Origin of the sequence: Streptomyces shinuiensis (assembly GCF_043660855.1) — a bacterium.
Classification (GTDB): Bacteria; Actinomycetota; Actinomycetes; order Streptomycetales; family Streptomycetaceae; genus Streptomyces.
In genome coordinates, this window is sequence record NZ_JBIHML010000001.1 from 3047269 (window position 1) to 3072673 (window position 25405).

Consider the following 25405-nt stretch of genomic DNA (forward strand, 5'->3'; position numbering starts at 1 on the left):
GGGAACGCGGTTGCGGGCACCTGGGTTCGTCGTGGGCCGAAACCTCCGGTCCCGAACGGGCCGGAGGGTGGCGTCAGGCGCGTCGAGATCCTCCCGGCCGGGCGGCGTGAGAGCTTCCGTCCCCGGGAGGTCCCGACCTCTGTCCGGGGGTCGACGCACGGGCCGGTGCCACCCCTCGGCTACGACGAATCGTCGATGTAATCTCAAACAAGGGCGAAAGGTGCGGACGGACCTCTCCTTTCTTTCGCCGCGGAACGAGGGGCAGTCTTGACGCTCTCCACGGGCAACCGGGTCGGCCTGGCCGGAGCGGCGGTGGTCGGAGTCGCCTTCGGCATGGCCCGGTACGCCTACGGTCTGACGCTGCCCGACATCCGGCAGGACCTGGAACTCTCCGAACTGGTGCTCGGCCTCGTCGCCAGCGCCACGTTCGCCGGCTACCTGGCCGGACTGGTGCTCGCGGGGGCGCTCGCCGCCCGCCGCGGCTCGCGGGCGCCGACGACCGTGGGCGGGGCCTGCGGCGCGGTGGGTGCGGTGATCGTGACCTTCGCCCAGTCCCCATGGCTGCTCGCCGTCGGCGCCGTCCTGGCCGGCAGCGCGGGCGGCTGGGTCTGGGCGCCCTACTCCGACATCGTGACGCGTACGGTGTCCCCGCGGCAGCGGCCGAGAGCGCTGGCGATCATCACGACCGGCACCAGCGGCGGACTGGTGGTGCTGGGCGGACTGGCCGCCCTGGCCGCACTGGGGTCGTGGCGCCTGGTCTGGGGCGGCATCGCGCTCGCCGCCGTGGCCGCCGCCGCGGTGAACCTGCGCATGGTGCCGCGGACCAGGCCGACCTCACGCCCGGACGGACGGCAGGGGGTCTCCACACTCGCAAGGGCACTGAAGATCTCGGCCGCCTACTCCGCCGTCTACTTCGCGGTCGTCATCGTCTACTTCACCTATGCCGCCGACGTCCTCTCCGGCGGCTTCCCGGAGGCAGCGGTCCCGGCGCTCTACGCGGCCATCGGCACCACCGGCATGGTGGGTGTGGCGACCGGGACCGTCGCGCGGCGACTGGGCAGCCCCAGGGTCGCGGCGCTGTGCCTGGTGACGGTGGCCGCGGCGCTGGCGCTCCTGGGGCTGGCCGGCGACTCCCCGGCGGCGACGGCGGTCTCGGCGTGCGTCTTCGGCGCGGGGTACATGACCGGGTCGGCGGTGCTGGCGGTCTGGACCGCCGAGCTGGTGCCCGACCGCGCGAGCGCGGCGTTCACCGGCTGCCTGGTCGTGGGGGCCGTCGCCTCGGTCGCGGCACCGGCCCTCGCCGGCGCGGTGATCCCCGGCCTGGGGCTGGGGACGCTGCTGGTCCTCACCGCCGCGGTGTCACTGCTCAGCGGGGTGGTGCTGATGCTGCACAGGACGTCGAGGAGAGGGGCCGCCGCGGAAACCGGGCGGTGACTGCGGAGCCCTGCCCGCCGTCGGCACACACCCCGCACCGTGAAGGTTCTGCTCGCGGTGCCGAACTCCTCGTGGGGGAGGCCGGCGTCAACGGTGGCTCAGCACGTTGACCACGCGGCCGTTGGGGTCGCGGACGAAGAACCGCCGCACGCCCCACTCCTCGTCCTGCAAGGGGTGGACGATCTCCGCACCGCTGTCCCGCATGACCGCATAGGCCGCGTCCACGTCGTCCACTTCGACACTCATGTCGGGTACTACCGGGGCGGTCCTGTCACCGGTCATGACGCTGACCTGCCCCGTTGGAACGGACGGGGAAGCGAGTGTCACGATCCAGCCGTGGTTCATGACCTCCTCGAGGCCCAGCAGGCCATAGAACTCCTGGCTCTCCTGTACGGCCTCCGACTGGATGTTGGGCACGACACGACGAACTGTCATCGACGACTCCAAACGGGAACGGACCTGACTCCGAGACCCTCCAGGAGTACTACGGCACGTCCGCCGTCGCACGCACTTTCGCGACACGCTCCGGGGCGCCGAAGCGAAGGTGTCCGGGGCGGGCCGCCGCGAAACGCTCTTGGAAGCCCTCGTTCCCGCCTCCGCGGACACCCCCTGAAACCGATCACCCGGCGAACCCCCGCCACCGTCACACCGGAAGGGACCGCGGCATGTCCAGCGATCGTCTGATGCGCATCCACAGCGCCGAGTTCAAGGCCATGGCCGAGAGGGTCCTGCGGGTCACCGAGCTCACCTCCCGCCTGAACGCCTTGCCCTTCGAGGACGAGGCCGGCAAAGCGGAACTGTTCGAGCGGATCCTCGGCAGGCCGCTGCCGCCGAGAGTCACGATCTACCCGCCCTTCTACACGGACCACGGCCTCAAACTCGACCTCGCCGAGCGCGTGTTCATCAACCAGAACTGCACGTTCCTGGACTACGCCGGCATCCGGCTCGGTGAGCGCGTGATGGTCGGCCCGAAGGTCACGTTCATCACCAGCGGCCACCCCGTCGATCCCGGAGAGCGCAAGCTGTACCTCACCGGCGCGCCCATCGACGTCGCGGAGAACGTGTGGATCGGCGCCGGCGCCACGATCCTGCCCGGCGTCAGCATCTGCCGTGACGCCGTGGTCGCCGCCGGCGCGGTCGTGGCCGACGACGTTCCGCCGGCAAGCCTGGTGACCGGCGGCAAGGCGACCGTGCACCGGCGGTGGTGACGGCCCCTCCGGGGCCGCGCCGAGCCGCCGACCACGAGCAGCCCTCAACTCCTGATCGGTGCCCCTTCCTTCCACAGCGCCTCGACGTGTGAGGCGAAGCGGTCGAACATGCCGTCGTCCTGCAGCCGCCGCAGATGGAGCATGGGCGAGTCGTGACCGACCAGGTTGGACAGGTGGGGGGTGACGAGCATCTGGTCGTCGAAGCGGAACACCGACAGGCTGATGTGGCCCTCGTGACGGCTGTAGCGGGCCTCGATGTTCTCGGTGTTCCCGAGCCGTTCCAGGTGCTCCAGTGTGATGCGGATGCGGGTGGAGACGGTCAGCGCGGTCTGCTCCACCGTCTCGCGGCGCCGGGTCGTCTCTGAATCGGGCTCGCCCAGCAGGAACCGCACTGTGACACCGGCGCGGGCCTTCTTCCTGAGCACGGTGGCGAGGTTCGGGTGTTCGAGCCAGAGGAAGTAGTTGGTGTACCCGGCGAACGTCAGCTCCTCGCGGGCGTCCGTGATCAGAGAGCGCCAGACGGACGACGGGCAGGCCGAGCGGTACGGGTGGACCGAGACGACCTCGCGGTCGGGGCCGGTCTTCATGACGGCCTTCACGGCGTTGGGCCACAGCACGCTTTCCTCAACTCCCAGTCGGTCGGCGACAACTGCGCGGGTACCGGGGCGGGGTACCCGTCCTTCATGCAATCACCGGTCGTTGAGCGGAACATCGCGGACAACCACATCCATGTCTGGGAGATAACCGTCGAGGCGCGGGAGATCGAGGTGTGGCGGCGCGAGGTCGCGGCGGCGGTGCGCGCGATGGGCGGGGGCCGGGCGGCGGTGGAGACGGCGCGGCTGGGGATCTCGGAGCTGCTGTCGAACGTGTGCCGGCACGTGGCCGACCGGCGGTGCCGGCTGGAGGTGAGGCAGGGGCGGGGCACGGCCCTGGTCCGGCTGTACGACCGCTCCTGCCGGGCCCCCGCCGTCCAGGTGCCGGACTGGGACGCCGGGCGCGGGCGCGGGCTGTGGCTGCTGCGGGAGACGGCCGACGCCCTGGGCTACACCTGCGTGCCCGGCGGCGAGTGGGTGTGGTTCACCGTGCTGCTCGACTCATCTGCGGGGAGGGCGGATGAGCGGCCGGTGGCCCGCCGCGTACCGGGCCGAGGCCGTCGCCTACCTGCGTACGCCCCGGCCGCGCATGTTCCACCTCGGGGACTGCTTCTCGGCGTACGCCGGGGAGGTCCAGTGGTGGGCGGGGGAGCGCGCGGTGCGGATCGCGGCGAGCCTGGGCCCCGACGACCCCGAGGCCGCCGCCCGGTTCCTGGCCTGGGGGCACGAGGCGGCGGCCGACCGCACCCACCGGCTGCTGCGCGCCGGGAGGGCAGTGGTCTACAGCCACACGGGCGCCGAGTGCCTGTGGGAGATCTCCCTGCGGCCCGTGCCGCAGGACCCCGCACCGGGGCTAGGACGGGGGCCGGGAGGCGGCGTCCCGTGATGTTCCGCCGTCTGCGCGCCGAGCCGGACACGGCGGGCTGGACCGGCGAACCGGACACCGCGCCCGACGCGCCCCCGGCCACCTACCGCATGGCCTGCGACGAGTGCGGCGCCGCGTCGCACACCGGCGTCGAGTTCGGCACCGCCCTGGACCGGCAGCTCCACCACGCCGCCCGCCACCCCGCCCACCGCGCCTACACCCAGACCGTCACCCGCCCCTGGCGGGCCCGGCCCCGGCCGTGAGCTGCCAGTTGACGTGTTCGGCGCAGAGGGCGCGGCGCGCCTCGCCGTGGGGGATCGGCGCCCCGGTGCGGCCGAGGGCCCGGTCACGCTCCAGCCGGGCGATGGCGAGGGCGTCCTCGAGGTCTTCGAGTTCTGCGGGGGAGACGAGCACGGCCACGGGGGTACCGCGGTCGGTCAGGGTGATGCGCTCGTGCCGGGCGGCCCGGCGGGCGAGGCCACCGAGTTCGCCCCGTGCCTCGGCGAGGGAGTACATGGCGGTCATGCCTCCAGTGTGCGGACGCACGGCCTCACAGGCGCTCGAAGCCGCGGACGCGCTCCCAGTCGGTGACGGCGCGTTCGAAGGCGGACAGCTCGGCGCGGGCGGCCCGCGCGTAGTGGGCGACGGTCTCCTTGCCGAAGAGTCCGGCCGCGATGCCGCTGTTCTCCCAGCGGTGCAGGGCCTCGGTGAGGGTGGCGGGCAGGCGGGGGACGGCCGGGTCGGCCAGGGCGTTGGCGGTGTGCTCCGGCGGCAGGGGGAGGCGGTTGTCGATGCCGTACAGCCCGGCGGCGACGGCGGCGGCGACGGCCAGGTACGGGTTGGCGTCGCCGCCGGGGACGCGGTGCTCGATGCGCAGGGAGGGGCCCGAGCCCACCACCCGTATCGGGCAGGTGCGGTTGTCGCGGCCCCAGGCGACGCCCGTGGGGGCGAACGCGCCGGGCTGGAGGCGCTTGTAGGAGTTGACGTTGGGGGCCATCAGCAGGGCCAGGTCGGGCAGGCAGGCGAGCTGCCCGGCGACGAAGTGCCGCATCAGCTCCGACATGCCGTCGCCGGCGTCCGGGTCGGCCAGCACGGGCGTGCCGTCGGCACCGCGCAGGGAGAGGTGGACGTGGCAGGAGTTGCCCTCGCCCTCGTCGAACTTCGGCATGAAGGTGAGCGAGGCGCCCTCGGCGGCGGCGAGCCGCTTGGCGCCGTCCTTGAACAGGACGTGGTTGTCGCAGGTGGCCATCGCCTCGTCGTAGCGGAAGACGATCTCGTACTGGCCCGGGTGGCACTCCCCGCGGGCGGTCTCCATCCGCAGCCCGGCGCGCGTCATCGCGCGGCGGATGCGGCGGGCGACCGGCTCGACCTCCTCCAGGCCCTGGAGGGAGTAGTCGGTGTTGTAGCGGGCGGCCGGGCGCAGGCCGGTGTAGCGGCGCTCCCAGGCCTCGCGGTAGGAGGCGGTGAAGACGAGGAATTCCAGTTCCGTCCCGGCGTACGCGGTCAGGCCGCGGGCGGCCAGCCGGTCGAGCTGGGTGCGCAGGACGTGGCGGGGGGCGACGGCGACCGGCTCGGAGTCGAGGCCGCCGCCGGGCCACACCGCGTCGGCCAGTACGAGGGCTGTGCCCTCGTCCCAGGGCAGGACGGTGCGCAGGGTGGCCGGGTCGGGGCGCAGGACGAAGTCACCGAAACCGCTGTCCCAGGCGTCGATGGCGTAGCCGGGGCCGGTGTCCATCTCCACGTCGGTGGCGAGCAGGTAGACGCAGGCGCCGAAACCGTCGCGTGCGGCCTCCTGAAGGAAGTAGGGCACGGACAGGCGGCTGCCCATCAGCCGGCCCTGGAGGTCGGGTACGGCGACGACCACCTCCTCGACGCGTCCCGCCTCGGCCTCGGCGCGCAGCCGCTCGTACGGGTCGGTCACCTGGACTCCTCGGTGGAAGCGGCGGGCTCGGTGGAAGGTGCCGGGGCGGCCAGGGGGTTGGGGACGGTGCCGTGGACGACGTCGAAGCCCTCGTCGCGTTCGGCGCGGTCGTGGAAGCCGCCGCCCAGCAACTGCTCCCGGTTCAGGGCGACCCGGTCGAAGGAGGGCGCGAGCAGGTCGAACTCCTCGAATCTGTCGGCGAGTTCGGGGAATCGGGCGTGGTAGTGGCCGATCTCGGCGCGCACCAGGGACCAGAAGTCCGCCTCGGGGAAGCCCAGATGCTCCTCCACCAGGGGAGCGAAAAAGCGGAAGTGGCCCGCGAAGACGGCGCTCAGCAGCGAGTGCGCCAGCTCGTGCGCCGGCCAGCGCAGCAGTACGGCGTCGGCGCGCGGCGGCAGTCCGGCGTACTCGGGGCGGCGGCCGGGGAGCAGGTTGACGTCCTCGGCGAAGTCCTTGAGCGCGATGCCGACGGGCACCTCGCGGGCGTCGTGGACGACCACGGTGTTCTCGCCGTGCGGGCAGAAGGCGATGCCGTGGCGGTACAGGCAGTGCAGCAGCCCGGGCAGCAGGGCGGCCAGGAAGCGGGTCAGCCAGGCGCGCGGGGGCAGGCCGGAACGTTCCACCAGTTCGGCGACCAGCGCCCTGCCGTCCGAGCCGGTCTTGAGCAGGGCGGCCATCGTGCGGGCCCGCTCGCCGTCGCGCAGCAGGGCGGTCACCGGTTCGCGCCACACCGCGCCCAGCAGTTCGTGGTAGCGGTAGGGGGCGTCGGCCACCGACTCGTACAGCGGGTGGCGCACGGCGACGGAGGCCACCTCGCCCAGGGGATGGAAGCGCAGCTCGTCGCGGAGGTAGGGGTCGCCGTCGCGTACCGCGTGCAGCCAGGCGCTGATGTCGGGCGCGGCCCGCGTCGGTTCGGTGGACAGCCCGCGCCACACCAGGGTGTTGCGGATGAGCAGGGGCACCTTGACGTTGCGGCGGCCGGGGCGGTCGAGGTTGGCGAGGGTGCGGATCGACTGCAGGGGCCGGTAGCGGTCCGGCCCCTCGCCGAGGGGGACGATGCGGCCGTCGGCGAGGTAGGGGGCGAAGAGGGTGGCGACGGCCTCGTCCCAGTGGAAGGGGTGGACCGGCAGCCAGACGAAGTCGCCCGGGACGTAGGGGCCTTGGGCGCAGGCGTCGGCGAGGACGGCGGCGAAACGTTCGCGCACGGCCGCGTCCAGCTCCTCGGACAGCAGCGCCTGAGCGTCCAGGCCGGGCGCACCCGCGTACGAGGCCAGGGAGGTGTGGACGGCCGCCCAGCGCAGCCGCACCTCGCCGGCCGCCTCGGGGGTGTAGGCGGCGGCGTCGGAGGCGGAGAAGCCCAGGCGGCCCTTGTTGAGCAGCATGCAGGGGTGGCCGTCCTGGTGGGACTCCAGCTCCAGGTGGTCCAGGTCGGCCAGGGCGGCGGCGGGCAGGTCGCGGGATATGACGTGGGCCTCGGCGCGGCGGGTCGCGGTCAGCTCGCGCAGCACCTCGGCGGTGGTGGGGCCGTCCCAGCCCAGCACCGAGCGGGCGTCGAGCAGCAGCCGCTCCGGGCCCGCCTCCTCCATCTCTTCCTCCGCGCCGCCGCCGGGCGCGGGCCGGCGGCGCAGGGTGCCGGGGACCAGGCGCCAGGAGCCGAAGGAGCCGCGGGCGGCGCGGAACGTCCAGGACACCCCGCCGCCCAGGTCCAGCCGGTACGCGTCGCCGGCGGCGGGGTCGGGTTCGGGGACGAGCAGCTCCTCGTAGGCGAACTCCTCGACGGCCCTGGTCAGCAGTCTGCGCCCGGCCTCCCGCCAGGCGTCGCGGGGGACGGCGCTCATCGGGCCGCCTCCCCGGCGCGCGCCCCGGGCTCGGTCTCGGGTTCGCCCCCGGGCTCGGGCGCGCCGAAGGTCGTCCACGCCGCCCGGTCGGGCACGGGCAGGACGGTGCGCCCGGCGGCGGAGTTGAGGATCACCGCCGCCCGCCAGGCGCCGAGGGTGAGGTCGGGCGCGCCCACGCCGTGGGTGTGCATCTCGGCGTTCTGCACGTACAGCGCGCCGGTGACGCTCTCGTCGAGCGCGACGCGGTAGTCGCCGCCGACGCGGTAGCGGCCGCGCGCGTCCCAGTCGACGAGCTTGTCCAGCGGGTCCAGGCAGGCCGGGCGCACGGCCGCGTAGCCGGTGGCCGCGACGACCGCCGAGGTGCGCACCTCGAACTCCGTGCCCTGCCCGGTGTGGCGGCAGCCCAGTACGTAACCGCGCCCCCCGGAGTCCTCCACGGTGCGCACGGCGGTGATCTCCACGCCCGGGTGGAGGCCGGCGCGCGGCCGGCCGCCGCCGATGGTCCGCTCGTACAGCTCGTCGTGGATCTCGCCGAGGGTCTGCTCGCTGACGCCCTTGTAGAGCTGCCACTGCTCGCGCACCAGCCGGTCGCGGGCGGCCTCGGGCAGGGCGCGGAAGTAGCGGACGTGGTCCGGGGTGAAGTGCTCCAGGCCGATCTTGGAGTACTCCATGGGCGCGAACGCCGGAGTGCGCGCCAGCCAGCGCACGTACGGGCCGCCGCGCCCCTCGCCGTCCTGGTGCCGCAGCAGGTCGAGCACGACCTCCGCGCCTGACTGCCCCGCCCCGACCACCGTCACGTCGTCCCTCCCGGCGAGGGCGGCGCGATGGGTGCGGTAGTCGGCGCTGTGCAGCACGCGCCCGGCGTGCGCGGGTGTGAGCAGGGGGCGCAGCGGCTCGGGCACGACCGGGGTGGTGCCGACGCCGAGCACGACCCGCCGGGCCAGTACGCGCTCCTCCCGGCCCCCGTCGGAAGGCGCGCCCGAGGGCCGGTGGGTGACGGCGAAGGCCTCGGCCGACGCGTCCCACTCCACCGCCGTCACCTCCGAGCCGAAGCGGCACGAGGGCAGGCGCTCGGCGACCCAGCGGCAGTAGTGGTCGTACTCGCGGCGCGGGATGTGGAAGCGCTCGGAGAAGAAGAACGGGAACAGCCGCCCGTGCTCGCGCAGGTAGTTCAGGTACGACCAGCGGCTGGTGGGGTCGGCCATCGTCACCAGGTCGGCCATGAAGGGCACCTGCAGGACGGTGCCCTCCAGCAGCAGGCCGGGGTGCCAGGAGAAGGCGGGCCGGCGGTCCAGGAAGAGGGTGTCCAGCCCCGGCACGCCGTCGCAGAGCGCGGCCAGGGAGAGGTTGAACGGGCCGATGCCGACGCCGACGAGGTCGTGCACGCCGTGCGGCGGGGTGGGGTGGTCGTTCACCGCTGTGCCTCCGCGAGGGGGTTGGGAAGGTCGATGTAGACGGACTGGGTGTGGACGTCGCCGACCAGCTCGTCGAGCCCGTCCACGCAGGTCAGGAAGTTGGCCTTGCAACGCAGCGACGGGGCGTCCAGCAGCAGGTCCAGCAGGCCCTTGGCGCCGGGCTCGGCTGCGCGCAGCCGCTCCAGCGCGCCGCGCAGCACGCGCAGCAGGCGCTCCTCGCGGGCCAGCCCGAACGAGCCGAACGCGCCCACCAGGCCCAGGAGGTTGCTCACGCCCAGGTAGTAGGCGACACGCTCGTCGACGAAGGAGTCCTCGAAGACCAGCTCCACCCCCTCGTACAGGCCCGGCAGCAGCCGTTCCAGCGCGGCGGCGCGGGAGGCGGCGACGTAGTAGCCCTGGCTGTCGCGGTACCGGCCCGCCACCGGCAGTCCGTCGGCGCCCAGGGCCACCAGGGTGTTCTGGTGGTGCGGCTCCAGGGCGATCCCGTGGTGGGCCTGGAGGCGGATCAGGGGGACGGCCAGCACGTCGAGGTAGCGCAGCAGCCAGCGCTCGGAGGCCTCGGCGGCGGAGACCCCGTGGGCGCGTGCGGTGCGCGCCACGGCCTCGCACAGCGCGGCGCGGTGCGGCGGCGGGGAGCCGTCGCCGGGGCCGGTGCGCTCGGCCAGCAGACCGGCCACGCACAGCGCCTCGCCGGTCCCGCCCCGGAAGGGGTTGTCGCGTATCGCCGTCTCCAGCCCCGTCTCCGGGCCCGCCTCCGGGGCGTCACCACCGCTCCCCTCGCCGCGGCCCACCGACACCCAGGCGAAGTCGCGCAGGATGCCGAACTGCGGATGCTCGGCGCGCAGCCACCCGCCAGGCCCGGGGCGGTCCGGTGATCCGGCGGCCAGCAGCCGCGCGGCCCGCACCCCCAGCCGCAGCTCGCCGCGGAGGTTGTTGCGGCGGGAGTTGGTGATCCGCATGCCGAGCGACAGCTTCAGCATCGCCTCCGCGTCCGGCCGGTGCACCGTCCGCAGCGAGGAGGTGGGATACCAGGCGGGACCGGCCGGCCCCAGCGGGCGCAGCAGCCCGGCCTCCAGCAGCGCGGCGGTCCGCGGGCGGCGTACGGCCTCGCGCGCCTGCCAGGGGTGGGCGGGCACCGGCACCATGCCGGCGGGCACCTCCACACCCGCCGCCAGGGACCGCAGCAGCTCGGCGACGGGACGGCCGTCCGCGCTCTCGCCGACGACCGCGTCCGGGTGTGCGGCGAACCAGTGCAGCGGGAAGGAGCCGCGCAACTCCGGCGAGTAAGAATCCAGTTCGGCGTCCGACGCCTCCCCGCGGCTCTTGGGCGCGGGGTGGAGGGGGTGGCCCAGCAGCAGAGCCTGCTCGGCGTCCAGGAACGGCGTCGGGCCGGCCGCACCCGGTGCCTCCGCCCGGCGCCGGGCCAGATGGACGGCGCTGCGGCGGGCCGAGTCCAGCACCCGGGCCACCGCGTTGTTGCCGTCGAGGATCGAACGGCCGCGCCGCAGTGCCTGCTCCCGGACCAGCCCCGCCGCCACCAGCGCGATGTCCGCCGGGAGACTGCCGCCCCGCTCGGAGGTGACCACGCGCACCTCGCCGAAACGGTGCCATCCGGTCGCGGACCGGTACCGCACCGGGACGCGCAGCGTCATCCTGCTCAGCGGCAGCACCAGATGCAGCGACTGCCCGGCGGCCGGCACCTCGGTGCCGGTCTCGCGGACGTACGCGCGCAGCAGCCGCTCCGCCGCGGTGGTGCCGGCGGCGCGCTGCGGGTCGGGGTGGTCGAGCGGGTCGGGGCCGCCGTACGGGCCGCCGCCGCGCGCATGCGGGTTTCCGACCGGGGGGGACGGGGTCACGGGGAATCCTCCTCGGCCCGGCGCCCGGCCCGCTCGTCGGCGAGTTCCCCGGCGCGTTCTTCGGCCCGCTCCTCCGCGAGACCGGCGTCGGCGACCGCGTTCAGCAGCCGCTCGACGTCAAAGGGCGTCGCGTGCGGGTTGAGCAGGGTGAGCTTCAGCCGCACCCGGCCCGGCCCCTCGCCCGGCAGCTCGGTGCGGCCGACGACCGCACGGCCCTCGCGCAGCAGCCTGCGCCGCAGGGCCGTGTTGATCCGGTCCGCCCGCCCGGGATCGCTCTGCCCGCGCGGCACGTAGCGGAAGAGGAACGCCGTCAGCACCGGATCGGCGTGCAGTTCCAGCCGGGGGTGGGCACGCACCGCCGCCGCTCCGGCCAGCGCGAGGTCGTGGCAGGCGTCCACCATGCGGCCCAGACCCTCGCGGCCCAGCGTGCGCAGGGTGACGGCGATGGAGAAGCCGTCCGCGCGGCGGGTGGTGCGCAGCGACAGGCCGAGCAGGCTGGGGTAGCCGGCCTCCTCGTCGTCGCCCGGGTTGAGGTAGACCGCGCGGCGGGCGAGCGAGGCGTACGTCTCCGCGCGCCGGACGAGGAAGACGCCCGCCGCGACCGGCTGCCAGCCCAGCTTGTGCCAGTCCAGGGAGACGGAGTCGGCCAGCCCGACGCCGTCCAGCAGCGGGGCCAGGCGGTCCGACAGCAGCGCGCCGCCGCCGTAGGCCGCGTCCACGTGGAACCAGGCGCCGTACTCGGTGGCCAGACGCGCGCACTCGGGCAGCGGATCGACCGTGCCGGTGTCGGTGGTCCCGGCGGTGGCGACGACGGCGACGGGCAGCTCGCCGGCGTCCGCGCACCGCCTCAGGGCGGCGGCGAGTGCGCCGGGGTCCATGCGCTGGGCGTGGTCGATGCCGACGGCCACCACCGCGTCCTCGCCCAGGCCCAGCAGGGCGGCGGCGCGCTGGACGGAGAAGTGCGCGGCGGCGGAGGTGAGCACGCGGGGGCGCGGGCCGTGGCGCGGCACGCCCTCCACCTCGACCTGCCGCCCCGACGCGCGCCCCAGCACCCGGTCACGGGCCAGCATCAGGCCCATCAGATTGGACTCGGTGCCGCCGGAGGTCAGCACCCCGGCGGCCTCCTCGCCGTAGCCCACCAGCCCGGCCAGCTCCGCCAGCAGCAGCGTCTCCAGGGTGGTGGCGGCCGGCGCCTGGTCCCAGGAGTCCTGCGAGGGGTTGAGCGCGGAGACGGCCAGGTCGGCGGCGACGGCGACGGCCAGCGGCGGGCAGTGCAGATGGGCCGCGCACAGCGGGTCGGCCGGATCGGCGCTGCCGTACGCCAGCAGCGAGGTCAGCCGGGGCAGGGCCGCCGCGCCGCGGGCCGCCGCGTACTCACCGGTGACGCGCGCGGCCAGCTCGCCGGGTTCGAGCGCCGGCACGGGGCCGCCGCGCCGCGCCGCGCCCTCCGCCAGCGCCGCGAGCGCGGCGCGCAGCAGCGGTTCCAGGGCGCCGGGGCCGTCCGCGGAACCGGACAGGGCGGCACCGGGCGGTCCGGTGGCGGGCGCTTCCGTTCCCGGCGCTTCCGCACCGGAGGGGGCGGCGGCCGTCAGCAGTCCGTCGACGAGTGCGCGCAGCGCCTCGGCCCGGCCGCCGCCGTCCCGGGCCCCCGGGACGGCCTGGACGCCCGGCGCCGGGGAGCCCGCCTCCGCCGCGCGGACGCGGCCCGTCACGCCGTCCGCCCGGTGCCGCCGCGACCCGGCGCGCTCGCCGTGCCGGACGCGCGGGCGCGGGCCGAGGGTCCCCGCGCGCACCGGCGCCCCGGGTCGGCGTCCGCGGAGTCGGTGGCCGCGGCGGCGGCCGGTGTCGCAGGTGCGGTGGGCACGGTCATGGCGTTGTCGCTCCGTTGCTCCGGTGCTCCGTCGGGAGGAAGGCGGCGGTGGTACGGCCCGGCGGCCGTCCCCCGGGGGCGGTCGGTGGTCACAGCAGGTGGCGTTCCGCGACGGGATGGCCGAGGAAGCCGTGCATCGCGAACTCCCAGCCGTAGGAGCCCGCGTAGGGGAAAACGACCAGATCCCCCGCTCGGACTCGGTCCACCCGGACATCGCGCAGCAGGGTGTCCTCGGGGGTGCACAGTTCGCCGACGACGGTGACACGCGTACCGGCCGCCTCCGGGCGCGGCAGGCCGTCGGGCCAGCGGTCGACGGGCAGGACGGCGACGTTGTGCACCAGGTCCCAGGAGGTGGGGAGCTGGAAGTGGTTGATGCCGCCGCGCAGCACGGCGAAGGCGGTGCCGTAGCTGTGCTTGACGTCGGTGACCTCGGCCGCGTACCAGCCGCAGTCGGCCACCAGGAAGCGGCCCGGCTCCAGGACCACCCGCACGTCCGGCGGCGGCTCGCACCGCGCGACCAGCTCGCCGAAGCGGCCGACGTCGAAGGGCCGCTCGCCCGCGAGCTCCTCGAAGGCCACGCCTATGCCGCCGCCGACGTCGACCATGCGCAGGTCCACGCCGTGCCTCCGGGCGGTCGCCGCGCTCCACTCCACGCACCGGCGCAGGTGGGCGGCCTGGGATTCGGCGTCGAGGTTGTTGGAGGCGGCGTGGACGTGGAAGCCGGTGACGTCCAGCCCCGGCAGCCGCAGCGCCTGCTCCAGCACCCCGGGCACATCGGGCTCGGGCACCCCGAACTGCGACGCCCGGCCGCCCATGCGCAGCGACCCGGGGGCCGGGTCGGCGGCGGGGGCCGCGGCGGGGGTGCCGGCCGGGTTGACGCGCAGCGCCACACGGGCGGTGGTGCCCTCGGCGGCGGCGATACGGCTGATGCGGTGCAGCTCCAGCAGGCTCTCGGCGTTGATCGCCTCGACCCCGGCGCGCACCAGGGCGGTCAGCACGGGCACGGACTTGGCGGGCCCGGCGGCGACGACGGGGACGGGGGAGGCGCCGGCGGGAGGGGAGCCGTCCCGCTCCCGCAGGGCGGCCAGGGCCAGCTCCAGTTCGGTGCGGGAGGCGACCTCGAAGCCGTCCACGTACGGGGCCAGCGCCCGTACGACGCCGGGGAAGGAGTTGGCCTTCACCGCATAGTGGACGGCCGCCCACTCCGGCAGCGCCGCGCGCAGCTCGCGGGCGCGCGCGGCGGCGGCCCGGCCGTCGTAGAGGTAGGCGGAGACGGGCGCCTCGCCCTCCGCCAGCTCCAGCAGGCGCCGGCGGACCGGCTCGGGCAGGACCTCGGCGGGGTAGGCGGAACGCGGGGCTGCGGAGGGCGGGAGAACGATGGACACGGGCTCTACCTCGCTTGGTGCGGCATGGGCGGGGAGGTGGTGCGGTCGTCCGGTGCGCGGCGTCAGCCGCCGTCGGAAGCGCTCACGTCCCCTCCTTCCGGGTGCGTGCCCGGGCCGCCCGAGCGGCCATAAAATTAGGTGAGGCTAACCTAATGACTTCTCTCTTCTCGTCCAAGAGCGCCACGCGGCACACGGGCGCTCGTACCCCGCTTCCCGCGCGGACGCCCGCGCACGCGCGCCGAAGACGTCGAATCCCTTACCAGCGAGAGCGTTTGTAGTCCTGGCCGACGGCCGCCTGCCGGCACCGAGGAGAACGCGAAGCAGAGCGTAATACGCGTCATGCAATGCATTCATGGCCAAGGCGAGGATCAGCATCAGCCTGGACAGCGAGCATGCCGGGCGCATCAGGGCCCATGCCGAGCGTGCGGGCATGGATGTCTCCGCCTGTCCGGTCAACGCCGCCACACGGCAGACGGCGGAGACCGAGGCCACAGAGGCCCAGTTCTCCCACATCGGCGCGGTGATCGCCGCAGCCGAGGCGGAGGCCGCCGGGCTGCCCGTGCTTCCAGAGCCCGGCGACGGTGATCTCACCGGGGAGGAGCGGCAGGAGGTGCGCGAAGCCGTGGAACCCGTTCTCGGGGGCGACGCACCCGTCAGGGCCGACAGCCGCGCCGGGAACGCTGCGTGACCGCACGGGTGCCGGTGTACGACACCGGAATGCTCATCGCGCTGGCCGACCGCAGGGCGAAGGCGGCACGCCTGCACGCCGCCATGAGGGAGACGCCGCACCGGGCCGTGGTGCCCGGCCCGGTGCTGGCCCAGGTGTGGCGGCCCAGTCCGGCGACGGTCCACGCGCTGGCCTCGGTGCCGAAGGGCTGTACGGTTCCGCAGGCGCGCGGCTCCGAGTCGGCCATGCGTCCCACCGAGGTCGGCCAGACGGCGTGCATCACCTGCGCGACAGGGCCGGATCCTGCCGACTGGCAGCGTATCGGCGCGGCCTTGGGAAAGGCGGAACTCCCGCCGAAGAAGCGTCCGGACGCGGTGGACGCGCTGGTGGCGCTGTCGGCGGTCCGGCACGGCAGTGCGGTGATCTTCACGAGCGATCCCGGCGATATCGAGGCGTATCTCCAGGTGATGAACGCCCGTGACGTCCACGTGGTTTCGGTTTGAAACGGTTCTGTGGCCCGCAGCGGCGCCCGCGCGGCCCCGCGGCAGCGGTTTCCGGCCATGGGGCCGGGTACCCGGGGCACCCCGGGAGGAATCCGCGGCCGAGGCGTGTCACGCTTGAAGTCCGCCACGTCGACGAAGACGCCGAGCACCCGATCTCCACGGGGGTGCTCGGCGTCATGCGTTCCACGGGTTCCGCAGGGGTCGGCGGAACCGGCGGGACAACAGGAGCCGCACCTTCGAGGAGTACGCGTGATCGAGAAGATCTACGACCGGATACTGCACCGCAATCCCGGCGAGAAGGAGTTCCACCAGGCCGTGTGGGAGGTCCTGGAATCCCTCGAACCGGTCTTCGCCCGGCGCCCCGAGCTGCTGGACGAATCTCTGATCGAGCGCCTGTGCGAGCCCGAGCGGCAGATCATCTTCCGCGTCCCGTGGAGCGACGACTCCGGGAGGACCCACGTCAACCGTGGTTTCCGGGTGGAGTTCAACAGCGCCCTCGGCCCGTACAAGGGCGGCCTGCGCTTCCACCCGTCCGTCAACCTGGGGATCATCAAGTTCCTGGGCTTCGAGCAGACCTTCAAGAACGCCCTGACCGGCATGCCGATCGGAGGCGGCAAGGGCGGCAGCGACTTCGACCCCAAGGGCAAGTCGGACGCGGAGGTCATGCGCTTCTGCCAGTCCTTCATGACCGAGCTCTACCGCCACCTGGGCGAGTACACCGACATCCCGGCGGGTGACATCGGGGTCGGCGAGCGCGAGATCGGCTACCTATTCGGCCAGTACCGCCGCATCACCAACCGCTGGGAGGCCGGCGTCCTGACCGGCAAGGGCGTCCTGTGGGGCGGCTCGCAGGCCCGCTCGGAGGCCACCGGCTACGGCCTGGTCGTCTTCACCGCCGAGATGCTGAAGACGCGCGGTGAGAGCCTGGAGGGCAAGCGGGTGGTCGTCTCCGGCTCCGGCAACGTGGCCATCCACGCCATGGAGAAGGCGCGGCAGCTCGGCGCCGTGCCGATCGCCTGCTCCGACTCCGGAGGCTACGTGGTGGAGGAGAAGGGCATCGACCTGGAACTCCTCAAGGAGGTCAAGCTGGCCGAGCGCGGACGCCTGTCGGCGTACGCCGAGCGCAGCGGCGCGCGCTTCGTGCCCGACGGCCGGGTCTGGGAGGTGCCCTGCGAGGTGGCCCTGCCGTCCGCCACCCAGAACGAACTGGACCGGGACGACGCGGCGACGCTGGCCCGCAACGGCGTGCTCGCGGTCGGTGAGGGCGCGAACATGCCGACCACGCCGGAGGGCGTGCGCGTGCTGCGCGAGGCCGGCGTCCTGTTCGGCCCGGGCAAGGCCGCCAACGCCGGCGGCGTGGCCACCAGCGCCCTGGAGATGCAGCAGAACGCCTCGCGCGACTCGTGGACCTTCGAGCACACCGAGGCCCGGCTGACCGAGATCATGCAGCACATCCACGACCTGTGCCACACCACCGCCGAGCGCTACGGCCGCCCCGGCGACTACGTGGCCGGCGCCAACATCGCCGGCTTCGAGCTGGTGGAGGAGGGCATGGTGGCGCAGGGCCTGATCTGAGCCGTACGGCGGGGCGCTACAGCAGGGCGCCCAGGGCGGCGAGCAGGACGGAGGCGGCGACGACCGCGCCGTTGACCGCCGCCAGGCGGGCCGGGGAGGCGCGGTGGGCCAGCCGGGCGCCGGCCAGGAGCCCGGCGAGCTGCGGCGGCAGGCACACCGCCGCCAGCAGCAGCGCGTCCGCGACCTGCGCACCGTCGCCGACGACGAGGAACGTGGCGACCCGCACCACGGCCGCCACCAGCAGGACGCGCGTCACCACCGCCCTGAGGTCGTGCGGGGTCAGGACGCGCTGGAGGTGGACGACGAGCGGCGGACCGCCGATCCCGGTGAGGCCGCCGACGAATCCGGCCAGCAGCCCGGCCGCCCCGTCACGGGCGTCCAGCGGCCGGGACTCGCCCACCGGGCCCCGCCGCCCGGCGTCCACCACCGCCGCCAGGCCGGCGAGCACCGCCAGCACCAGGGCGACGGCGGCCACGGTTTCGGGCACGCGGGTCAGGGCCACCACCCCGGCGGCCGTCCCCACCGCCATGAACGCGCCGGTCAGCAGGCCCTCCCTGCCCCGGCGGACGCGCCGGTCCGCGGCGGTGAGCGCCGCGCCTGAGGTGGCGTCCAGGACTCCGGAGGCGGCGACGGCGGCCGGCTGGCCGAACAGCAGCGACGCCGCCGGTACGAACAGCGTCGCGGGCCCGAAGCCGGTGAGGCCCTTGAGGCCGTGGGCGACCAGGGCCAGGAGGCCGACGGCCGCGAGCTGCTCCGGGCCGGGGCTCACGCGTGGAGCCGGTCGAGGAAGGCGAGGAGGCCGGCCCTGGTGCGCTCCGCCTGCTCCTCCACCGTCAGCGACTCCTCCAGGCGCCCGCCGCCGTCGGGGACCTTCCTGCCGCGCACGTACAGCGAGCAGGCCAGATCGGCGCACATGTACAGCCCGACCGAGTCGCCCTCCCGCCCGGCCCGGCCGGCCTTGGGCGCGGCCATCAGGGCCACGCCGTCGGCCGGGTGCGTGGTCAGGCACAGCGAGCACATGCCGCCGCCGCGGCGGGTGCGGCCCGGCTGCCGGGCCGGGGAGCGGAGCGCCACGCCCGTGAGCAGGCCGCCGCGTTCGACGACGATGCAGCGGCGGTCGGGGGCGGCGGGGTCGCGCCAGCCGAGGAAGTCCAGTTCTTCCCAGGGCTGTTCGGTCAGGTCGCGCGGCAGCGCCATGCGCTTCGCCTCGCCCTTGGAGCAGTTGACGAACGACGCGCGGATGTCCTTCTCGGTCACGGGTCTCATGGCGGGCAGCCAACCATTCGCGGGGAATCTCCGGCAAAAGGTTAATACTCACGGGAACACCCTTCGTTGACGCGGCTTGGCGCCGCGCCGAAGCCGTGCCGGCGCCGTCTGACGGCGGGGCGTGAAGGCTGCGGAGCGGGGCGGCGGGACGGCGGGCGTGCGCGTGTCTGAACGGCTAGAGGTCCGAAATGATCCAGAATGGTGGAAACTGCTCCATGTTGACCACAGTTGTCCCGTTGCCGAGGAGCGTGGCATGCATGTTCGCGAAGGGCTCCCCGACCAGCCCACCCGCGTCGGCCGCATCGACTGGCCCAAGGAAGGCGACAACGGTACGCACCTGCGCCTGAGGAGCGGGCACGTCGTCGTCTTCGACCGGCAGCCCTGGCGGATCCTGGAGATCGACGAGTACCGGGACCACCCCTGGCCGCTCTCCTACGAGCAGGCCTGGCGCGAGCACCTCGAACTGTGGCGGCACTCGGAGGACCTGCGCCGGATGAACGGGCGGCTGAACGCGCAGCCCCCGGAGCGGGCCGACTTCTACAAGCGGCCCGTGGTACTGGTCCTGCGCAACGAGAACTTCCCGCGCTCTGCGCCCAAGCACTGGTGCGCGCCGATCAGCCACGGCTGGCAGGTCCTGCCGGAGCACTACGCGGTCTGCCGCACCTGCGGCGAACTGCCGCCCTGCGGCAACGGGGAGTACCGCGGGGAGATCGGTCCCCGCGCCGCCGCGCAGAACGAGGGCGCGGGGCTGTGTGTGCCGGCGGGCTGCTGCATCGGCTGCGCGGAACCCGTCAAGCCCCGGATGCGGACGGTGCGCTTCCCCGGCCCGAACCTCTGGTACCCCGACCTGGGCGAGGGCAGCGCGGTCTTCCACGCCCGCACCGCCTGCGCCGACCAGGTCGAGTGCTACCGGCTGCAGTGGAAGGCCGAGCACGTCCCCACCGCGCCGCAGCCGACGGCGCCGCTGTGGTCCCCGGGCACCGCCGAGAACGTGCTGCCGCCGCAGACCAGGCTCTCGCCGGACGCGTCGAGGTCCGCCGGTGGGTGGAACGTTCCGGCGGCCGGCGGCAACGGTACGGGTGCGGCCGAGGCGGCGCCGGCCGCACCTGCCGAGCCCCGGACCGAGCCCCGGGCCGCGCCCGCGCCCGAGCGGGCACAGCCGCAGGCGTCCGCTCAGCCGGCCCGGTCCGGCCAGTCCCCCCAGCAGGCGGAACCGGCGCCCCCACCCGAGCCCGTACCCCTCGTCCCGGCGACCCCGGCCGCCCCTGCCGCACCGGCGGCCCCTTCGACCCCGCCGGCGGCGTCCGACGCGCCCGCCGTGCCGCCCGCCGAGGAGCTGGACGCGATGCGCCGGCTCACCGAGGACCTCAGCAGCTCCCTGTCCGCGTCCGCCGACCGCCCCGCCTTCCACGACGCCGAGCAGGCCGCCCGTGTGATCGAGGAGCTCACCGCCGCGGTCCGCAACATCGCCCTGTGCCTGAACGGCACCAACCTCCGCGCCCGCCCCTGAACGCGGGGTCCCGAGGCCGGGCGGCGGCGCCCGGCCGCAGAGGGCGCTCAGCCCAGGCGGGTGAGCGCGAGGACGGCCAGGTCGTCGCGGAGCCGCTCGCCCCACCAGGAGTGGGCGTCCTCCAGCAGGGCCGCCACCACGCGGTCGGCGGGACGCCCGTCGCCGGGCGGCGGCGGGTGCCCGGCGAGCAGGGCGGCGAGATCCTCGGGCTCGCGGCGGTCCTCCGCCCCGGCGCCCTCGGTGAAGCCGTCGGTGTAGAACACCAGGGTCTCGCCCGGACACAGCTCCACCTCGGTCACCGGGTGGTGCAGCTCGTCCAGGACGCCCAGCAGCGGGCCGCGCACCTCCAGCGGCACGGCTCCGCCGTCGGCGCGGCGCAGCAGCGGGGCGGGGTGCCCGGCGGAGGCGATGCGGACGCGGACGGTGCCGGAGGGATCCGAGGGGGCCGCCGGGTCGGAGGACGGCCCCGGGGAGGGCGGCTCCAGAACGGCGTAGGCCAGGGTGCAGAAAGGGGTGTTCTGGCGCCGCAGCGCGTTGTTGACCAGACCCAGGACGTGCTCGGGGTCGGTGGTGTGCTGGGCCGCGGCCCACAGGGTGTGGCGAACCAGGCCGGTGATGGCCGCGGCGCCGGGCCCCTTGCCGCAGACGTCGCCCAGGGCCAGGACGTACCGGCCGTCGGGGGCGGTGAAGGCGTCGTAGAAGTCCCCGCCGATGTGCAGGCCGCTGCCGAAGGGGTGGTAGCGGGCGGCGAGGTCGAAACCGGGCAGCTCGGGCAGGCGGGGCGGGAGCAGCGGGCGCTCCAGAGCCTGGGTGGTGGCGCGCAGCCGGTGCAGCAGGCGGTCCCGCTGGATGCCGACGGCCACCTGGTCGGCGATGTTCTCCAGGATGGACAGGGTGGAACCGGGCAGGGCCAGACGGGTGCTCAGAGTCAGCACACCGATCAGCTCCCCGCCGGAGACCAGCGGATAGCCGGCGAAGGACCCCTGGGGCCGGCCGGACCCGGCGCGCGGGCCGCCGGGGGGCGTGAGGTCCAGATGGGGGCGCTGCCGGGCGGCGATCCGCCCGACCAGCTCCTCGTCCGAGTGCTCGGGGTGGAGGTGGTCGGCGGCGGTGGTGCGGTCGACGTCGGCGCAGGCGGCGGGCTCGGGCCTGCCGGAAGGCGCCAGGGTCCACAGGCAGGCGCGGTCGGCGCCCAGCCGGTCCGCGGTGGCCCGCACGCAGCGGTGCAGGCGCTCGGCCAGCGGCCCGGAGGCCGTCATGGCGGCGGCGACCTCCGCGCTCAGCAGGGCGTGGCCGGTGCGCTCGGCGAGCTTGCGCTGTGCGTGCAGGCGGTCGGTGACGTCCTCGGCGAGCACCAGGACGCGCTCGCGGCCCTCGGAGTCCGTCACCCTCTGGGGGGCTATGCGCATGGCCTGCGAGGTGCCGTCGGACCTGGTGCGTTCGAAGACCACGTCGGGGCCGGGGGCGGACTGCTCCCGGGCGGTGTCCAGGTGCTGCCGCAGGGTGGCGCGGGCGTCCGGCGGGAACAGGTCGGCCAGCGAACGGCGGAGCGAGCCGTGGTCGTCCAGCTCCAGGACGTCCGAGGCCCGGTGGTTCCAGGCGAGCACCGCGCCGTCGTCGTCCAGCATGAGCGCGCCGATCGGGGCCTGGGTGAGGAACTCGCCCAGCAGCCGCTCCCCCAACTGCCGGCTCATCACCGCGCCGGTGACGAGCTGCCGCTGGGCGGCGGCCCGTACCGCGGTCTCGGCGCGTCGCCGGGAGACGCCCTCCAGCAGTTCGCGGGCCGTCTGCGGCAGCAGGCCGGCCCGCGCGTCCGGGATCCGGCGGACGAGGTCGGCGGAGAAGAGTATCGGCAGCGTGGTGAGCCGGGAGTCGGTGGCGGAGGTGGCGACCACCACCGCCGCCAGGTCCGCCGGGTGGGGGCGCAGCGCGTGGATCAGGCCGACCGGGGCCGGTACCCGCCGGCCCACCACCGCCACGGCGGGCCGGCGCGCGCCGGGCGTCCCCTCGGTGTGCTCCAGGACGCTCGCGGCCGTGACGTGGACCAGCTCGGTCTCCTCCCCGAACGCGGCCCGGAAGTCCTCCGCGGTCTCGGGGAGGACGTCCACCAGCAGGATGCGGGTTCTCCCGCCGGGTATCGTCAGCACACCGTCAGCCTTCCAGCAGCGGTTCGTCCAGCAGGGCCTTGCCGGCCCACACCCGCAGCACGTCGGTGACCGGGGCCATCACATGGGCGGCACGGGCGTCGCGCAGCATCCGCTGCAGCGGCGAGCCGGTCCCGTAGCCGATCCCGCCGACCAGGGTCAGGGCGTCGTTCACGGTCGCCTCGGCCGCGTCGGCGACCTCGGCCTTGGCCGAGGCCAGCCCCGGCAGGGCTTCGGGGCCGCCGAGCTCCGCCTCGGCGGCGGCGTGGTAGACCAGCCGCCGGGTGCGCTCCACCCGGGCCCACATCGTGCCCAGCCGGTGCTGTACGACCGGGTTGCCGGCCAGGGCGCGGCCGGCGCGCGTGTGCCGTCGCAGCAGATGGGCGCGGGTCTCCTCCAGGGCGGCCGCGGCGACGCCCAGGTAGGTGCCGGACATGGCCATCAGGAAGTAGGGGGCGACGACGTTGAACATGTACCAGATCTCGTCGCCCTCCTGCCCCAGCAGGCACTCGGCGGGGATCTCCACACCGGGCAGCTCCAGGCCGCGCGAGGCGTTGCCCCGCATGCCGAACCCGTGCCACTCGGGTCCCCACTCCAGGCCCGGCGTGCCGCCGTCGACGACCGTGCAGGAGAACTGGCCGGGCGGCGTCCGCGGCCCCACGGCGACGGTGGACAGGACGTAGGAGTCGGCGCGGCCGCCGTTGGTGACGAAGCTCTTGGAGCCGGTCAGCCGCAGCCTGTCGCCGCCGGGGCGCTCCATGCGCGTCTGCGGCAGCCAGAACTCGCCGCCCGTCCCGGGCTCCGACAGGGCCAGGGTCGTCAGGTGCTCCCCGGCGGCGATCGGTTCCAGGTACCGCTCCCGCTGCACGGTGTCGGCCTGCGCGGCGATCACCGCCGAGGCGACCAGGTGCATGCCGAAGCAGATCGACGTCGAGGCGCAGGCCCGGCCCGTCGCCTCGCCCACCTGCGTCACGGCCAGCAGCCCGTGTCCCATGCCGCCGGAGTGCTCGGGCACCACCAGTCCGCCCAGCCGGGAGAGCAGGGCCGCCATGCCCTCCTGGGGCCACCGCTGCTCCGCGTCGACCGCTGCCGCCCGCGGGGCCAGGACCTCTTCGGCGATCTCCCGGGCGACGGACACCGCGGCCCCCAGTTCGATCCGCACCACCGCTGTACTCCGCTTCTTCGTACGAACCCGGTCGAGAGCATCGGCGGGCGTCACGGTCTCCGGCATCATTGCCGGACGGCAACGGTGCCGTAGCCTACTTGAGACATCTTCCGTATCGGGAGGCCAGGACTCCGGTGGGCCCGGTCCCGCTCCGCGGCCCGCCCGGCGCCCCTCCCCGCGGGTCCGTCCGGCGGCCGTCCGCGCCCCGCCCGGGGCAGGCGGCCCCGGCGCTTCCGGATGGACGAAATCCCAGTGCAGCCGCTGTTTCCCGCATCGCGCGCGCCCGGTTTCGGGCCGGTGCGGGCCGAGGCTCCGGGCATGTCCGAGGCCCCCGCCGACGGCGGCGGACCACGCGCATGGGGCGTGCGTCACAGCGCTCAGGTCTTCCCGCGCGCCCCTCCCGTCATCACACCCCGGAACCGGCCCGCGCCGGCCCGCACCGGCCTCCGGCGGGGACGCGGCCGTAGGCCGGCTGCCGTACGGCCGTCGTCCGATCGGTGCGGCCGCCGCGCGGGCGCGCGCCGCCCCGGCCGGCGCGCTGGTACAACGGCGGGCGGGGGACAGACCGCAGGCCGCAGGACGACCGGGTGGAGGCCTCGTGAACGCCATGCCGGGCAGAACGCCGGGCAGAGCACCGACCTTCGGCCGCACGGTGCCGGTGCCCGGCGGGCTCCTCGCCCCCCGAGGACTCAGAGGACTCGGCGGCGTCGGCACCGGCGCCACGGCCGCGGCGCCGGGCTCGCCGAGCGCCCTGCGGCGGGAGTCCCGCAAGCTGGCGGCCGTCTGCGTCCTGCTGGCGCTGTCCGCCGCCCTCCTGGTGCCGCTCACCATGCCGCTCGGCTGGGACGAGACGGTCTACGCCAGCCGCTTCTCCCCCTACGGCCCCCCCACCCCGTTCAGCGCCCCGCGCACCCGCGGCGTACCCCTGCTGCTGTCCCCGGTCGCCTCCTGGAGCGACTCGGCCGTGCTGCTGCGGGTCTGGCTGCTGGCGCTGTCCAGCGCCGCGCTCTACCTGGGGTTCCGCCCCTGGCTGCGGGTGGTGCCCCGGCCGTCGGCGGTGTGGGTGGCGGCGGCGCTGTACGGCTCGCTGTGGACGGCGCTGTTCTACGCGGGCGCCGCCATGCCCAACCACTACACGGCGATGGGCGCGCTCGCGGCGGTGGGCTGCTTCGCGGGACGCGGACCCGGCCGCGGCGCGCGGTACGCCGGACTGGCCGCCGGGCTGGCCGTGGCGACCCTGATGCGGCCCAACGAGGGCGCGGCCCTCGCCGCGCCCCTGCTGCTGGCCGCCGTCGCGGTGCCCGCCTGGCGCGGCCGGGGCAGGATCTGGGCCGTCGCCGGGGGCGCCGCGGCGGGCGCGCTGCCGTGGCTGGTGGAGGCGCGGCTGCGGTTCGGCGGGGTGGCGCAGCGGCTCGCCGAGGCGAGCGAGGTCCAGGGCGGCATGCGGCCGGTGCTGTCGGTGGCCGACCACCTCATCTCGCTGGACGGCCCGCTGCTGTGCCGCCCCTGCACGGGCGACGGCGTGGGGTGGGCGGCCGCGGCCTGGTGGCCGCTGCTGGCACTGCTCGCCGCGCTGGGGCTGCTCGCGGCACGCCGTACCCGTACGCCGTGGAGCATGGCGGGCACGGGTGACGCGGCGCCGCTGTGGCTGGCCGCGGCCACGGCCGGCTCGCTCGTGGCGCAGTACTTCTTCCTGCTGCCCTACGCCGCGCCGCGCTTCCTGCTGCCCGGCTACGCGCTGCTGGCCGTACCGGCCGCCCTCGGCCTGCTCCGCCTCGCGGACCGGGCCCGCCGCTCGGCGACGGCGGCCGTCGCCCTCACCGCGGTGCTGGCGGGCCACCTGGCCGTCCAGGCCGGCCTGGCGCACACCCACGCGGGCATCCAGGAGGAGGCGCGCGAGGACTGGCAGCGCATCGCGGCGGTGCTGCACGCGCACGGCGTACGCGCCCCGTGCGCGGTCACGGGCAACGACTCGGCGATCCCCGTCGCGCACGCCGCGGGCTGCGTCAGGACGGACCCACGCGCCCCCGAGCGGTCCGACGCGGTGGTCATGCGCCGGGCGGACCCGCCGACCTGGGCGCGCGACTGGCCGCGCCACCCGGTGCCGGACGCCTACAAAAGCGGCTGGACGGTGTCGGTCCGCCCGTGACGTCCCGGGCGGACCCGGCCCGGCTCCGGCGCGAGTCCGAG

22 protein-coding genes and 1 pseudogene are annotated in these 25405 nt (G+C 75.1%); 10 read left to right on the top strand and 13 right to left on the bottom strand.

Annotation, left to right across the window (positions count from 1 at the left end; genetic code table 11):
• Positions 1–267: 267 nt before the first annotated feature.
• Positions 268–1434, top strand: a complete 1167-nt coding sequence (locus ACGRHY_RS13790; RefSeq protein ID WP_394635642.1) for an MFS transporter — start codon at positions 268–270, stop codon at positions 1432–1434.
• Positions 1435–1521: 87 nt separating this feature from the next.
• On the opposite strand, the gene ACGRHY_RS13795 is transcribed toward ACGRHY_RS13790, so the two are convergent.
• The gene (locus tag ACGRHY_RS13795) at positions 1522–1869 is read right to left on the bottom strand and encodes a VOC family protein (protein ID WP_394635643.1); all 348 of its coding nucleotides are present in this window, start codon (positions 1867–1869) and stop codon (positions 1522–1524) included.
• A 230-nt stretch (positions 1870–2099) separates the two neighbouring features.
• Between ACGRHY_RS13795 and ACGRHY_RS13800 the strand changes: the two genes are divergently transcribed.
• Positions 2100–2642 carry a DapH/DapD/GlmU-related protein gene (locus tag ACGRHY_RS13800; RefSeq protein ID WP_394635644.1) on the top strand — a complete coding sequence of 181 codons (543 nt, stop codon included), beginning with the start codon at positions 2100–2102 and terminating at the stop codon, positions 2640–2642.
• A 44-nt stretch (positions 2643–2686) separates the two neighbouring features.
• Here ACGRHY_RS13800 and ACGRHY_RS13805 read toward each other — a convergent pair whose 3' ends face one another.
• The gene (locus tag ACGRHY_RS13805; protein WP_394635645.1) at positions 2687–3259 is read right to left on the bottom strand and encodes a phospholipase D-like domain-containing protein; all 573 of its coding nucleotides are present in this window, start codon (positions 3257–3259) and stop codon (positions 2687–2689) included.
• A gap of 66 nt (positions 3260–3325) precedes the next feature.
• Here ACGRHY_RS13805 and ACGRHY_RS13810 point away from each other — a divergent pair.
• The 3 genes and pseudogenes from ACGRHY_RS13810 to ACGRHY_RS13820 all read left to right on the top strand — a co-directional run.
• Positions 3326–3712: pseudogene (locus ACGRHY_RS13810) on the top strand (ATP-binding protein); the annotation flags it as partial.
• Positions 3713–3755: 43 nt separating this feature from the next.
• A complete protein-coding gene (locus ACGRHY_RS13815) occupies positions 3756–4121 on the top strand; it encodes a hypothetical protein (protein ID WP_394638215.1) in 366 nt (121 codons plus the stop codon).
• The gene (locus ACGRHY_RS13820) at positions 4121–4363 is read left to right on the top strand and encodes a DUF7848 domain-containing protein (protein WP_491630974.1); all 243 of its coding nucleotides are present in this window, start codon (positions 4121–4123) and stop codon (positions 4361–4363) included. The genes ACGRHY_RS13815 and ACGRHY_RS13820 overlap by 1 nt, the downstream gene beginning before the upstream one ends.
• Here the strand turns inward: ACGRHY_RS13820 and ACGRHY_RS13825 are convergent.
• The 7 genes from ACGRHY_RS13825 to ACGRHY_RS13855 form a co-directional block, all read right to left on the bottom strand.
• Complete coding sequence (locus ACGRHY_RS13825; RefSeq protein ID WP_394635646.1) at positions 4329–4625, bottom strand: type II toxin-antitoxin system prevent-host-death family antitoxin; 297 nt, start codon at positions 4623–4625, stop codon at positions 4329–4331. The two genes, ACGRHY_RS13820 and ACGRHY_RS13825, sit on opposite strands and share 35 nt — an antisense overlap.
• 25 nt (positions 4626–4650) lie before the next feature.
• Positions 4651–6021, bottom strand: coding sequence for a glutamine synthetase family protein (locus ACGRHY_RS13830; RefSeq protein ID WP_394635647.1), 1371 nt, complete (start codon positions 6019–6021; stop codon positions 4651–4653).
• The gene (locus ACGRHY_RS13835) at positions 6018–7859 is read right to left on the bottom strand and encodes an IucA/IucC family protein (protein ID WP_394635648.1); all 1842 of its coding nucleotides are present in this window, start codon (positions 7857–7859) and stop codon (positions 6018–6020) included. The genes ACGRHY_RS13830 and ACGRHY_RS13835 overlap by 4 nt, the downstream gene beginning before the upstream one ends.
• Positions 7856–9274: a lysine N(6)-hydroxylase/L-ornithine N(5)-oxygenase family protein gene (locus ACGRHY_RS13840; protein ID WP_394635649.1), complete on the bottom strand. Its 1419-nt coding sequence runs from the start codon at positions 9272–9274 to the stop codon at positions 7856–7858. The genes ACGRHY_RS13835 and ACGRHY_RS13840 overlap by 4 nt, the downstream gene beginning before the upstream one ends.
• A complete protein-coding gene (locus ACGRHY_RS13845) occupies positions 9271–11130 on the bottom strand; it encodes an IucA/IucC family protein (protein WP_394635650.1) in 1860 nt (619 codons plus the stop codon). Before ACGRHY_RS13845 ends, ACGRHY_RS13840 begins: the two co-directional genes overlap by 4 nt.
• Entirely contained in the window at positions 11127–12647 is a 1521-nt protein-coding gene (locus ACGRHY_RS13850) for a pyridoxal phosphate-dependent decarboxylase family protein (RefSeq protein WP_394638039.1), read from the bottom strand. Before ACGRHY_RS13850 ends, ACGRHY_RS13845 begins: the two co-directional genes overlap by 4 nt.
• A 442-nt stretch (positions 12648–13089) precedes the next feature.
• Positions 13090–14385 (bottom strand): type III PLP-dependent enzyme domain-containing protein, encoded by a 1296-nt coding sequence (locus ACGRHY_RS13855; protein WP_394635651.1) that lies wholly within the window; start codon positions 14383–14385, stop codon positions 13090–13092.
• Between the two features lie 352 nt (positions 14386–14737).
• Between ACGRHY_RS13855 and ACGRHY_RS13860 the strand changes: the two genes are divergently transcribed.
• The 3 genes from ACGRHY_RS13860 (at position 14738) to gdhA (ending at position 17130) form a co-directional block, all read left to right on the top strand.
• Entirely contained in the window at positions 14738–15073 is a 336-nt protein-coding gene (locus ACGRHY_RS13860) for a hypothetical protein (protein WP_394635652.1), read from the top strand.
• On the top strand, positions 15070–15555 hold the full coding sequence (locus ACGRHY_RS13865) for a hypothetical protein (RefSeq protein WP_394635653.1): 486 nt from the start codon (positions 15070–15072) through the stop codon (positions 15553–15555). Before ACGRHY_RS13860 ends, ACGRHY_RS13865 begins: the two co-directional genes overlap by 4 nt.
• Positions 15556–15804: 249 nt before the next feature.
• Positions 15805–17130: an NADP-specific glutamate dehydrogenase gene (gene gdhA, locus ACGRHY_RS13870; protein WP_394635654.1), complete on the top strand. Its 1326-nt coding sequence runs from the start codon at positions 15805–15807 to the stop codon at positions 17128–17130.
• Positions 17131–17146: 16 nt separating this feature from the next.
• Here gdhA and ACGRHY_RS13875 read toward each other — a convergent pair whose 3' ends face one another.
• Together ACGRHY_RS13875 and ACGRHY_RS13880 are read right to left on the bottom strand one after the other, a co-directional pair.
• Positions 17147–17899 (bottom strand): sulfite exporter TauE/SafE family protein, encoded by a 753-nt coding sequence (locus tag ACGRHY_RS13875; RefSeq protein ID WP_394635655.1) that lies wholly within the window; start codon positions 17897–17899, stop codon positions 17147–17149.
• Complete coding sequence (locus ACGRHY_RS13880; RefSeq protein ID WP_394635656.1) at positions 17896–18396, bottom strand: FBP domain-containing protein; 501 nt, start codon at positions 18394–18396, stop codon at positions 17896–17898. Before ACGRHY_RS13880 ends, ACGRHY_RS13875 begins: the two co-directional genes overlap by 4 nt.
• A gap of 253 nt (positions 18397–18649) precedes the next feature.
• On the opposite strand from ACGRHY_RS13880, the gene ACGRHY_RS13885 reads away from it, so the two are divergent.
• A complete protein-coding gene (locus ACGRHY_RS13885; protein WP_394635657.1) occupies positions 18650–19906 on the top strand; it encodes a hypothetical protein in 1257 nt (418 codons plus the stop codon).
• A gap of 47 nt (positions 19907–19953) precedes the next feature.
• On the opposite strand, the gene ACGRHY_RS13890 is transcribed toward ACGRHY_RS13885, so the two are convergent.
• Together ACGRHY_RS13890 and ACGRHY_RS13895 are read right to left on the bottom strand one after the other, a co-directional pair.
• Positions 19954–22053: a SpoIIE family protein phosphatase gene (locus ACGRHY_RS13890; protein ID WP_394635658.1), complete on the bottom strand. Its 2100-nt coding sequence runs from the start codon at positions 22051–22053 to the stop codon at positions 19954–19956.
• A gap of 4 nt (positions 22054–22057) precedes the next feature.
• Positions 22058–23284, bottom strand: a complete 1227-nt coding sequence (locus ACGRHY_RS13895) for an acyl-CoA dehydrogenase family protein (protein ID WP_394635659.1) — start codon at positions 23282–23284, stop codon at positions 22058–22060.
• 538 nt (positions 23285–23822) lie between these two features.
• Here ACGRHY_RS13895 and ACGRHY_RS13900 point away from each other — a divergent pair.
• The gene (locus ACGRHY_RS13900; RefSeq protein ID WP_394638040.1) at positions 23823–25364 is read left to right on the top strand and encodes a hypothetical protein; all 1542 of its coding nucleotides are present in this window, start codon (positions 23823–23825) and stop codon (positions 25362–25364) included.
• Positions 25365–25405 lie beyond the last annotated feature (41 nt).